Source organism: Aliikangiella coralliicola (genome assembly GCF_007004725.1).
GTDB lineage: Bacteria > Pseudomonadota > Gammaproteobacteria > Enterobacterales > Kangiellaceae > Aliikangiella > Aliikangiella coralliicola.
Map to the genome: position 1 here is coordinate 166,725 of NZ_ML660161.1, position 11,358 is coordinate 178,082.

The 11,358-nt window shown below is 40.1% G+C and carries 14 protein-coding genes; 5 read left to right on the top strand and 9 right to left on the bottom strand.

All coding sequences use genetic code 11. The features are described from left to right. Positions 1-4: 4 nt before the first annotated feature. Complete coding sequence (locus FLL46_RS03700; RefSeq protein ID WP_142892094.1) at positions 5-346, bottom strand: winged helix-turn-helix transcriptional regulator; 342 nt, start codon at positions 344-346, stop codon at positions 5-7. A 138-nt stretch (positions 347-484) separates the two neighbouring features. Here FLL46_RS03700 and FLL46_RS03705 point away from each other — a divergent pair, with 138 nt between their 5' ends. Next, positions 485-1,252 (top strand): SDR family NAD(P)-dependent oxidoreductase, encoded by a 768-nt coding sequence (locus FLL46_RS03705; RefSeq protein ID WP_142892095.1) that lies wholly within the window; start codon positions 485-487, stop codon positions 1,250-1,252. Between the two features lie 34 nt (positions 1,253-1,286). On the opposite strand, the gene FLL46_RS03710 is transcribed toward FLL46_RS03705, so the two are convergent. Together FLL46_RS03710 and FLL46_RS03715 are read right to left on the bottom strand one after the other, a co-directional pair. Beyond that, on the bottom strand, positions 1,287-1,739 hold the full coding sequence (locus tag FLL46_RS03710) for a DUF302 domain-containing protein (protein ID WP_142892096.1): 453 nt from the start codon (positions 1,737-1,739) through the stop codon (positions 1,287-1,289). A 19-nt stretch (positions 1,740-1,758) separates the two neighbouring features. Continuing rightward, positions 1,759-2,322, bottom strand: a complete 564-nt coding sequence (locus FLL46_RS03715) for a chorismate mutase (RefSeq protein WP_168204034.1) — start codon at positions 2,320-2,322, stop codon at positions 1,759-1,761. A gap of 215 nt (positions 2,323-2,537) precedes the next feature. Between FLL46_RS03715 and FLL46_RS03720 the strand changes: the two genes are divergently transcribed. Next, the gene (locus FLL46_RS03720; protein ID WP_142892098.1) at positions 2,538-3,137 is read left to right on the top strand and encodes a DNA-3-methyladenine glycosylase family protein; all 600 of its coding nucleotides are present in this window, start codon (positions 2,538-2,540) and stop codon (positions 3,135-3,137) included. A gap of 26 nt (positions 3,138-3,163) precedes the next feature. On the opposite strand, the gene FLL46_RS03725 is transcribed toward FLL46_RS03720, so the two are convergent. Together FLL46_RS03725 and FLL46_RS03730 are read right to left on the bottom strand one after the other, a co-directional pair. After that, entirely contained in the window at positions 3,164-3,808 is a 645-nt protein-coding gene (locus tag FLL46_RS03725; RefSeq protein WP_142892099.1) for a response regulator, read from the bottom strand. 1 nt (position 3,809) lies between these two features. Then, positions 3,810-4,976 carry a sensor histidine kinase gene (locus FLL46_RS03730; RefSeq protein WP_142892100.1) on the bottom strand — a complete coding sequence of 389 codons (1,167 nt, stop codon included), beginning with the start codon at positions 4,974-4,976 and terminating at the stop codon, positions 3,810-3,812. 215 nt (positions 4,977-5,191) lie between these two features. Here FLL46_RS03730 and FLL46_RS03735 point away from each other — a divergent pair, with 215 nt between their 5' ends. Both FLL46_RS03735 and FLL46_RS03740 read left to right on the top strand, forming a co-directional pair. Next, on the top strand, positions 5,192-5,935 hold the full coding sequence (locus FLL46_RS03735; protein WP_142892101.1) for a DUF2306 domain-containing protein: 744 nt from the start codon (positions 5,192-5,194) through the stop codon (positions 5,933-5,935). 59 nt (positions 5,936-5,994) lie between these two features. Next, positions 5,995-6,981 (top strand): tetratricopeptide repeat protein, encoded by a 987-nt coding sequence (locus FLL46_RS03740; RefSeq protein WP_142892102.1) that lies wholly within the window; start codon positions 5,995-5,997, stop codon positions 6,979-6,981. Between the two features lie 132 nt (positions 6,982-7,113). On the opposite strand, the gene FLL46_RS03745 is transcribed toward FLL46_RS03740, so the two are convergent. From FLL46_RS03745 to FLL46_RS03760, 4 genes are all read right to left on the bottom strand, one after another. Continuing rightward, positions 7,114-7,704 (bottom strand): YceI family protein, encoded by a 591-nt coding sequence (locus FLL46_RS03745; protein WP_142892103.1) that lies wholly within the window; start codon positions 7,702-7,704, stop codon positions 7,114-7,116. A gap of 37 nt (positions 7,705-7,741) precedes the next feature. Beyond that, positions 7,742-8,278: a cytochrome b gene (locus FLL46_RS03750; protein WP_142892104.1), complete on the bottom strand. Its 537-nt coding sequence runs from the start codon at positions 8,276-8,278 to the stop codon at positions 7,742-7,744. Positions 8,279-8,341: 63 nt separating this feature from the next. Next, a complete protein-coding gene (locus FLL46_RS03755; RefSeq protein ID WP_142892105.1) occupies positions 8,342-8,710 on the bottom strand; it encodes a hypothetical protein in 369 nt (122 codons plus the stop codon). Between the two features lie 810 nt (positions 8,711-9,520). Then, positions 9,521-10,060: a hypothetical protein gene (locus FLL46_RS03760; protein ID WP_142892106.1), complete on the bottom strand. Its 540-nt coding sequence runs from the start codon at positions 10,058-10,060 to the stop codon at positions 9,521-9,523. A gap of 740 nt (positions 10,061-10,800) precedes the next feature. Between FLL46_RS03760 and FLL46_RS03765 the strand changes: the two genes are divergently transcribed. Next, a complete protein-coding gene (locus FLL46_RS03765; RefSeq protein WP_281281940.1) occupies positions 10,801-11,349 on the top strand; it encodes a response regulator transcription factor in 549 nt (182 codons plus the stop codon). Positions 11,350-11,358 lie beyond the last annotated feature (9 nt).

The following is an 11,358-nucleotide window of genomic DNA, read 5'->3' on the forward strand; positions in this document are numbered from 1 at the left end:
GATTTTAAGTTAACTCTATAATTTCTTCCTGCAACTTTTCGAGTTCATCAAGAATGCGAATAAACCGAGTGCCAAACGGGGTTACTTTATACTCCACTCTGGGCGGCACTTCGTTGTAGGAAACCCGTTCCAAAATACCAAACTGCGTATTTTTTCTCAGACATTCATTCAGCACTTTGGTGGTTAACCCCTCAACACTTCGTACCATTTCCCCTGGCCGATTAATATCATTAGCTAACAATTGATAGACGGTAAGAGACCATTTACAACCATAAATGGTTTCCACCATACGAGCACTTCTTTCGGGCGCAGATTTTTTCCGAAATATTTTTTCCTGATTTTTCATTAATTTATACCTGAAAGTACCTACCGTACTATTTTGTACCTACTTTTCAATAGGCTACCGTCTTGGATATGCTGAATCTACATTTTAGCTAGCTACTCGTTAGTTAACTACTATTTTATTCAACTTGAGAGGTGAACTATGGATATTCAAAATCAACCAACAGCGCTAGTGGTAGGTGGTTCCAGCGGAATGGGTTTTGCGACGGCTGAGCGACTGCTCGAACGAGGTATCGAAACAACGATTATTGGCAATTCCAGATCGAAACTTGATGCTGCCAAGCAATCATTGTCTGGAGCGACTCCGGTCAATACAGTGCAAGCAAATTTATATAATGCTGACGATGTGAAACGAATTATTGAGCACATTAATAGCCAAAACAGACATATTAAATATCTGGTTAACGCCGCCGGATATTTTAAGCCGACGGCATTTTTGGAACACCAGTATAGTGATTATGACGCTTATGCTGACTTAAATCGTGCTGGCTTTTTTATCTCGCAAGCTGTCGCTGCGAATATGGTCGCTAATGGCGGAGGCTCAATTGTTCATATTGGATCCATGTGGGCCAAGCAAGCAATCAAGGCGACTCCATCATCAGCTTATTCGATGGCAAAAGCCGGTCTACATGCGTTAACACAGCATATGGCTATGGAACTTGCAGAGCAAAATATTCGCGTGAATGCTGTCTCTCCTGCGGTTGTAAAAACTCCTATTTATGGTGCTTTCATTAACCCTGAAGAAATCGATGAGACACTGGCCACTTTTAATGAATTTCATCCAATTGGTCGGATCGGTACACCAAAAGATATTGCCGCTACCATCGACTTTTTACTCAGCGATCAATCAAGCTGGGTTACTGGCGCGATATGGGATGTAGATGGCGGCGTGATGGCCGGCCGCAACTAAAAGTTTTAGCAGGTGGTGAATTGCACCACCTGATCTATTTTTTGGATGTTGCAGTTTTGGCAAATTTGTCCAACGCGCCGGTTATTTTTTTAATAACTTCTTCACACCCCTTAATCTGATGACGTTCAATTAGATACTCGGGATTGTTATAAGATAGCCAGACTTGTCCCGAGTCATTTCGCCAAATTAACGCTTTTTGAGGAAGATCAATCGCGACTTTTTGTTGACACTGCATTAACGGAGTACCAACTTTTGGGTTGCCGAAGATAATTAACTCGGTAGGACGCAAATCCTTACCGGCTTTTTTCGCGCCAGCGGTGTGGTCAATTCTGGCGAAGACAGTCATGCCTTTTTCTTTCAGAATTTTTTCTAAGCGATCTGCTGTAGTTTTGACGCTGTTTGAACTAGCAACACTGACAATGCCATCGTTAGCTGTTGCGGTTAGTGAAAAACAAAGTAGTATAAAACAGGATAATAATCGAAACATTTTTCCCTCGCGCGTCAAATTAACTGTTGGACCGAACAGCAGATTTTTTGGTCTGCAATTTAATTTTTAATAAGGCATCAAATAACAGTCTTTTGTCTGACTGGCTCACGTACTTTACATCAATTATCTCGCTGAATTCGCTAAACTGAGTGGGTTGGAACTGGCCTTCACTTTTTATTCGAGCCGCTATTTTATTGATGATTGTCTCGCCTAGCTGTACCAATTCAGGACGAACAAACTTTTGTAAGTCTTTTGGTTTTCGAGTGGTTGGTTTTGACAGTAAATCTGCGCGATAGCGATATTGAATTGCTTTGGCAACTGCAATTTGAGCTTGAAAAAAATTTTCTATTTGCGTTGCTTCAATACCGAGACTGCGAGCTGTTATAACGGCCTTTTTTATCACTAGTTTTTCTCTTTCAATATCTTCAATAGGCCGATGGTGATTGGCTTTAAACAGCGCAACATCTTCCATATAACTGAGTCGCTCATTCATTGCTTTGAATAATTCTTTGCTGATGTTTTCTGCTGATGCTTGTAACGAAAAGATGCTTATCAAAAACAAACTAAGCATTATGTTTTTCACTATTGTTCTCCTGAACGAGGGATTAGCTGATTGTCTTGTTTTAACTAAGGCCAATTCAAATGTTTGTAACACCATAAACAAATTATTTGAGGATGCCAAACGATCTTTTACATTGTGGGTTGGGCATCGCAATATCGATTGATCGGCTTGACAGTTAACTACTTGTATAGGTAGTATTTGTTGCAAGCGAATCTATTGGCTGAAGATAAAATGAAATGACTCCAAAGACACTCAATAAAGCCCGTCGTGAACTACTCAAGTGTGACTATCTTGGTCCGGTGGTTAAGGAGCATGGCAAGTGCGTGATTGATGTAGAAAAATCGGATCCTTTCGACACTTTGATTTCATCAATAATTTCACAGCAACTATCGGTTAAAGCGGCAGCGACTATTGAGAGTCGGGTTAGAAAACTGGCGGGAAAGCAGTTTAGACCGACTAAACTTTTAAAAATATCTAGTGAAGATTTGCGTGGTTGTGGTTTATCGACTCGAAAAACAGAGTATGTACTCGGTATTGCCGATGCGGTTAAACGTCGAAAATTAAATTTTAAAAAGTTAGTCGACGCTAGTGATGAGGAAGTCACCCAAAAGCTGGTTGAACTGCGAGGTGTTGGCCAATGGACAGCAGAGATGTTTATGATATTTTCACTAGGTAGAATGGATGTTTTTTCTGTATTAGATGTTGGGTTGCAAAGGGGAATGCGAATTTTATTCGGTGATGAGGCTTGCGACCTTCAGGCAATGACAACACTGGCTGAGCGTTGGCAACCCTATCGAAGTGTTGCCAGTTGGTATTTGTGGAAAGTGGTTGATTAAGTAGTGCTGTCACTTAAACAACGTAATTAAAGAATACCTTTTTCAATTGCGATAAGAACTGCTCTGGTTCTATCGCGCACCCCCAGCTTGGCGAGTACATTAGATACATGGTTTTTAATGGTTCCCTCAGACTTGTGTAGTGCTTGGGAAATTTCTTTGTTGGAACAACCACTAGCCATTAATCCGAGCACTTCAATTTCTTTGGGAGAAAGAGACTCAATAGTATCTGGTGCCTCAAAGCCTGGCTTGAAACCTTGTAATCCTTGGATTAGCCTCTCTGTCAGTGCCGGTTGCATCAGGCTTTTTCCCTGATGAACTGCTTCAATTCCTTCGATCAACGTTTCTAAAGAAACGTCTTTTAGTAAGTAGCCCTTAGCGCCAGCGTGAATGCCTCGGAGAATAAACTCATGATCGTCAAATGTTGTTAAGATAATTGTCGGAATTTTAATTTGCTTTTCATTCAATAAATTGAGAGTTTCGATACCATCCATTTTCGGCATCGAGAGATCCAGCAGAATAACTTGTGGTTGGCAGGATTGAATGGCATCGATTATTTCAGTGCCATCCTGGGCTTCACCAACAACTTTGACTTTGTCTGAAAGGTTGAGAAGGCTTTTGATACCTTCTCTCACTAACATTTGATCGTCGACTAATAGAACGCGAATTGTCACGCTATGCCTCAACTAAATTACTTGATAATGGGATATGTGCGACAATTTTGAGCGCATTCTTAACGCGTTCAAAGTGTAACTCGCCATTAAATTCTTCAATCCTCTCTCGCATGCCATTTAAACCATTTCCTGGAGAGAGTTCTCCATGAACTTGACCGTTGTCGAACAACTCTAATTTCAGGCTCGACGCATCTCGCTCAACAGACACCCAGAACTCGCTGGCACCACTATGGCGCAAACTGTTAGTGATGGCTTCTTGAATACAGTTGAGCAAAGCTTTGGCCAGCTCAATTTCTTCCAGGTTAAGGTGCGTATCGATATTTGAATGAATTTTCAATTTAGGAATTTGATCGCTCATCAACTGAATCATTTTGGAAAAATCGAGAGTTTGATTTTCGCGAAGCGTTGTCACTGCGTCTCTAACGTCACTTAGTAGTAACTTTGCCAGAGAATAGCATTGATCGATTTTAGTTTTCGCTTCTCCTTCGGTCAAATGTCCTGCAACCTGTAAGTTAATAATCAGTGCCGTTAAGTGATGTCCTAATAAATCGTGCAGGTCCCTGGCAATTCGGGTTCTCTCATTTTGTTTCGACGCTTCGGCTAGTAGATGTTGTGTTGCCTGTAATTCTTTTGCCAATCTTTGTGATTCTAAAGACACAGCTTCCGCCTGTTGTGTATGGTAACCCATTAATATGGCAAAGAAGTGGAATGTCGAAAACAGTAAAGATTGAAAAAATGCGGAGCTATATTGCCAATGAAACGCAAATATTGATGACCATGCACCAATGGTGAGAATCATGATGACAATAGCTGTGCTAATTTTAAAAAAGTGCGGCAATATTGCAACCCAGATAATAGTGAGTATTGGTAAAAATTCGAGAGGTATGTACCAGATTATCAAAAGTGAAGCTGACAGCTGCACCGCCAAAAGAAGATAGTAATAAGGGCTTTTATCTGGAAACAAATTGTCTTTGGTAATGGCTAGAAAACAGCCGAGATATATCAAAAACAAAGTAACAACAATACCCAGTTTTTCTTGTCTTTGCGGGCCCCCGTTATAAAGCCAATAGAGGGTAATTCCGAACACAACCATCCAGGTTGCAATTCCTGCAACTTCGGCAAGGCTGATACTGACTTTTGAAGTCTTAGGGCAAGTTTGACTGTTCATGGCTAAATTATGGCAAAAATACTCCAACTTCGAAATAGGCCAAAAGTCACGGTTTTAATTCATGACTTTTCGCACTGATATTAACAACGATGCTTTCTTAAAATGAGTCATCAGTTCAAGGTCATGCTTCCTTGAAGTCTGGGTTCTTTAAAACCTGGACTCTTTAAAGCCTGGATCTCTTAAAACCAGGTAGCCGACAATAGTAGGAGAAACTTGTGCCTCAGTTAATTCATCAAATTGCATTTTACATTCATGTGATCGCTGGAAGTATTGCATTAGTGGTCTTCTGGTTGCCAATATTTGCTAAGAAAGGCGACAAAAAACACCGCCGATTTGGGCAGTTGTTTGTTAACGGCATGTACGCAGTGTCTATAAGTGGTGTTCTCATGACTTTATTTGTGCTGGTTGATCCCATTGGTGTGAGAGCACCGGAGAGAAACCTCGACATTGAACAAGCTTATAACCTGGCGTATCAAAATCGAGTTTTTGCGGGCTTTTTGCTGATGTTGTCTATTTTAGTTTTTAGCAATGTCAAACAGTCCGTACTGGTACTGAAAGTTAAAGCGCAGAGAGAATTACTCAAAACACGGTTTCACATTGGGACAATTATCTTCTTAGGTATGGTAGGCCTGGTCGTTGGATGGATTGGATTTAGTGAGCAATTGCTATTACTTCAGATTTTTTCAGTATTGTCGGTCTTAAATTCGATAGGGATGTTGCATTATATTTATAAGTCAAATCTCAAGCAGCGTGAATGGATTATCGCTCATCTGGGAAATATTCTTGGGGCGGGTATCGGGGCCTATACTGCTTTTTTTGCTTTTGGCGGAAGTCGCCTATTTTCAGAAATTTTGACAGGTAACTTACAGGTTATTCCCTGGATAGCGCCGGGAGTCATCGGTGTTGTTAGTTCTATTTACCTGACAAAAAAATACCAACAGCAATTTCGAGTGGCTTGAATTAGCTTACCCGTTGTTAGAACTCACTCATTTGAGCCAAAAATAAGAGGTTCCTTTACATGTCAAAGCCAACTGTTCGTACACACTTTCTGTTAATTTCATTTTTATTAGCGTCAATTATGTCGGCTTCTGCGGCCTGGGCCTCGTCGGCAATTGATGCCTTCGAGCAAGAAGACTATCCAAAGGCGAAAAAGTTATTTCGTTCTCATTCTGACAAAATAGAGGCCGATTATTATCTTGGTAGAATTGCTTTGATTGAAAAAGAACTGGACACGGCTGAGGATTACCTGGAGAAAGCGGTTGAAGCATTACCTGAAAATCCTGATTATCATTTCTGGTATGGATTGGTTAACGCACGCCAAGCGGCCAACGCTTCAATTTTTACTGCGCCAGGATATGCGTCCGATGCAAAAGCGCATTTTAAAAAGGCTTTGGCGATAAATCCGTCTCATGTAAAAGCCATGAAAGGCTTAATTAGTTTTTATAGTAATGCACCTGCAATCGCCGGTGGTTCCGATGAAAAGGCGCTTGCTATGGCTGATAAACTCTATGCAGTGGATGCTAAGGAAGGTCTAATTAGTAAAATTGCCATTTATCGAGAGCAGCAAGAGCTCGATGATGAATTAAAAATAGCGCAACAGCTAATGAACGATTTTCCAGACTCTCCAAGGGCATTGCTTAAAGCAGGCTTTGCCTATCAATATGCAAAACAATATGAGCGAGCGCTGGAGATTTTTGAAAAAGCAGTTAAAAAGCAAAATGAGGACGAAGCGAATTATTTAACTGGTGCTCTGTATCAAATTGGTAGAACGGCTGCGTTAAGTGAAAAGTACACTCAACGAGGGATTGAAGCTCTTAGGCGTTATCTTGAAAAAGATATCAGTTCAGATTTACCGAGCATCTATTGGGCAAAATTTCGGTTAGCGAGTTTATATCTGCGGCAGGGAAATAAGGAAGATGCCAGACAGTTGGCGCTGGAAGTTTCGAAGAATAAGGACGATGTGACTTTGGCGAAACGCGCTAAAAAATTATTGAAAAAGATTTAACGACTGAGAAAAATGATCGAGCGCTTGTTATTCGATAGTGTGATGTGAATAGATGACATGAACTAATCAGAATCAATCAAACTTTTTCTTAAAAAAGCGCCAACTGTTATTTCAGAAGGCGCTTTTAAAGTTTTATTTCTTTTTAATTCCTTCGATATGTAATTCCAGGTAAACGTCTGCAGAAGCTGGTCCTAAATCCATTGGTACGCCGAAGTCAGCCATGGTTATTTTGGCTTCGCCGCTAAATCCCGCTCGATAACCATTCCATGGATCTGGGCCTTCACCAATTTTTTCTGCATTAATCACGATTTCTTTTGTGATCTTTCTGATGGTGATTTTTCCTTTGACTTTTAATTTCCCATCGCCTAAATCTTTAACCGAAGTGCTGACAAAGGACGCTTCGGGGAATTTTGAAACTTCGAGGAAGTCAGCGCTTTTTATATGCTTGTCTCGTTTTGCGTGATTGGAATCAAAGCTGCCGGTATTAACGTGGACCTTGATTTTAGAGGCAGATACATTTTTGGCGTCGTAGCTGAATTTACCTTCAAATTCATTAAATCGGCCCGTTAGCCAAGAATAGCCCAAGTGCTTAACTTTTAAATTAATTGACGCGTGCGCGCCTTTATTATCAATTATGTACTCGGCGCTGGATGCCGCAGCGCTAACGGTCAGTAAGGCCGCGCCAAACAAAGCCTTCTTTAGCGTGATTAATTTGGTGTTCATCAATAGCTCCTCAATTAAATTATGCGTGTATTTTTTGCTATAACATTCTTTTCAGGGTTTCATCTTTATCAATAAAATGGTGCTTGAGCGCGCCTAATGTGTGAATAACGGCGATTGCAATCAAAACATAAGCTGACCATTCATGAATATCTCCGGCAATATCTTCCTGGTTATCAAAAGCGTCAAATAAAGGTGGAATTTCAAACAACCCGAAAACATTAATGCCTCGGTGGTCGGCAGTGGAAATCAGAAAGCCGGTGATAATCAAAATAAACATCAATAAATATAGGAGATTGTGTGCAATGGTCGCCGACCTTTTCTCCCACATTGCCTGCGAAGCAATAGGCTCAGGTTTACCCTGGGATAATATGACGATAAAGCGCGATATTAATAATATCGCGAAAAGTATTCCGAAACTTTCATGATAAAAGGGAGCTGTTTGATACCACTCGCTGTAGTAAGTGAGGTCTACCATCCACCAGCCAAGCGCAAACAGGCCGATAACAATGACTGCGCTCAACCAGTGAAAGGTCTTGCCAAGTGTCCCATAGGAATTTGGAGTATTTTTGAGCATTGAGAATTATTATCGATTATGAAGATCCTCAATATACTGCAAATTTGGTGATGAAATAAAGAGCTAACCCTCAGAATTGTCGAGTTTGTTTGCGACAGATACTGATTTTTTGGGGTTTAAGCCTAAGTGTTTATAGGAGTATTGCAGGTCTACCGCACGTCTTTTCATCTGGCATAAATCAGGTTTGACCCTGACGATTTTTAAGCGGTTTTCGTCAGTATCTTCTATTTCGACTCGAAAACTATCAAAAAATGTACAACCATTACTCACAGCGGTAATTGTGATAAAACCGTCTTTAAGTTGATAGTCTGTTAGCACTGCCATTTCTTCGCTTTGATGCGTAATTTTATTATTGCTGATAGCAGGTGTCAGGCTGCAGGAGAATTGACAGCACCCGATAGCGGTGGCAAATAAAATTTTATAAAGGTTCATTCCATCCTCTAAACTAAATAGCTTTTTGAGATTCGTCGTTGTTATTTAACTGAACACAAAAATATAACGCGCTCAGGTCTATTTATTTAGCTGAGCGTTAAGGCCAGTGATAATATGATCGCTATCGTTAAACTGATAACAGACACCAGGCCGCCCAGGCTTATTCGTTTACTTGTCATAATTTTCCTTTAAGCTAGGGCGTGTTTATCTTTCGTTCTTTGAGATTGCCGAAGTCATTTTTTTGTCCAGCAAGTGATGCGGCATCCCGACAAAAGATGAGCCATGTAGTCATTCTACAGGTTCAGCTTTTAACGCCGCTGGACGAAAAAATGGCTCGGCCCTACGGGTTGTGGCTAAAACTTTACTACTCTGCGTTGTTTGTCGCTTATTTAGAATGACTAAACTGCGCTCCGCACGTCGGGGTGCCGAACCACTTGATTAGCAAACTTTTAGCCGCAACAATCTCAAAGAACGAAAGATAAACACGCCCTAAATCTGTCCATTCAAACCAAGTGTATATTCCCACAAGAAACGTCTTTGAATTAGTAATATTCAGACATTTGTTAGTAAATATTGGACTATTTAACGCAATATTGGCTAATTGGGGTTAAATAATAAACAATTAGTCGTTCTATCATTAAAAATGCTGTTTGCTGAACCTTGACTGAATTTAACCCGGTTGTTTTGCACAAATGTGACTAAAATCAGATCAAATTTTGGTTCCTGTTTAACTCGTTAAGATGATATGGCCCCCAAGTAAGCGACTGCTTTTTACTTGGAGGGCTAATATTAGACTGTGTGTTTTACGAACTAGAATGTTATTTCTTTTGAATTTTCGAATGGAGAGACCATGACACTATCTTTGGTGCAGTAACGCGCTTCAGGATGTTTAGACTTCATCAACTCAACGATTTCATCGACTTGTTTTTTGGCGACATCAATCATTATCAGATAATAGCCTTCTTCTATTTTGTCGTGGAATGGCTTGAGTCTAAAGTTCTCATTTTGTGCACCGAATAATCCACCATGCCACGCACCAAACAGAATACCCGCTAAAAATATTCCAATGAGTATTTCAAATGGCACTTGTTTATCATGAATGGGAATCTGCGATAGAACCAAAGCGACGGTGAGTCCTATTGCTGTACCTTTTAATACTCCTATTTCGGCACTATGGATAAAATCTGTTTTTTGAAGCATGTTGGCGGAGTGAATGTGGCGTTGATAGAGTCCTTTATCGTTTTTGCTTAACACATGGAAGTCCCAGTCTGTGATTCCAGCAGCATGGATATCATGTGAAATAGATTCGGTACTATCAATATTTTTGGTGAGGAAATATAGTCGTTTCATTGTATTTCTCCGAGCAAAATAACACTTATTTAACGTCGATGAGTCGAAGTTTTAAGTGTTCATTTATCTATTACTAAATTAGTCTAATTTTCTTGACTACTCCATTAGAAAAGCTGATTAAGTGAGTTATGTGATTGAATGATATAAGTAGTTGGGCAAATATGACGAAGTTTGCTAAAAATGTGGTGTTGCTTGGTAGTTTACTATTGCCAGCGTATTGTCAATGTACCCTACTAGTTTCAGGAGTAGGAACGCTACCCAAAAACAGACTTCTTTTTACGACTGTAGCGATAGTGATCACTGTTGCAATACTAATTATTCTTTGTCTTTATAGTTTTATTGTTTATCGAACAAAAGTGCTAGCCCAGGAAAAAAGTAAAGAGATAGTTACCTCGAAAAATTGAGAAATTTGCGAATGTCTCCCATGAGTTCCACATATTTCTGACCCTGACTTTAAGGCCATTAGCACAAACAATAAAAGGCACCAAAAAGAGTCAGTAGACAATCGTTTTGAATTTTCATCAGATGCACTTGAAGAGCTCATTCTTAACTTATTTTCTAACGCAATTATATAACTGGAAGTTCAATTACCGTCGAGTCAACAATTTCCATTGTCCAGGATGGAGAACAAGGTGTTATCGTCGCGAAAGAGTAGACTCTCGATATTATTATTAGCGACGCCGTGATGCCAAAACTAGTTGGTTATGAGGTGACCGAGGCGCTTCCAAGAATCCAATCACATTCCCATCATTCTGTTAACAGCCAAAGGTGATAAAGAAAGTCGTTTGAAAGGTTGGCAAGAAAATGCGGATGAGTATTTAACCAAACCGTTTGACGTGGAAGAGTTGCACATACGAGTTAAAAACCTGCTTGATATTAGAAGCATTCTGAAAAAGAGGTTTGCGGAAAATCTATTTCAAGCTAAAGGCACGAAAACAGCTAGTAAGACTGTTCGGTCTCAGGAACTTTCCGACAAGTTTATTCAAAAGTTAGATGAGATATTAGAAAAACACTACACAGACTGTCAGCTAAAGGTCGGCGATATGGCGGCAAAAATCGCCATGAGCGAGAGACAACTATTCAGGAAATTAAAAAGTGTTGTTGACTTATCACCCACAGAATATATTCGAAGGTTTCGACTAGAGAAAGCAAAATTGTTATTAGAACAGGGTAAACCAGCAAGCTTCGCTTATCTTGAAGTTGGCTTTTCTTCGCAGAGTTATTTTAGTAAATGTTTTAAGGCTCAGTTTGGCTGCTTGCCATCAGAATATAAAGCAGGTATAGATTAAGAGAAATCA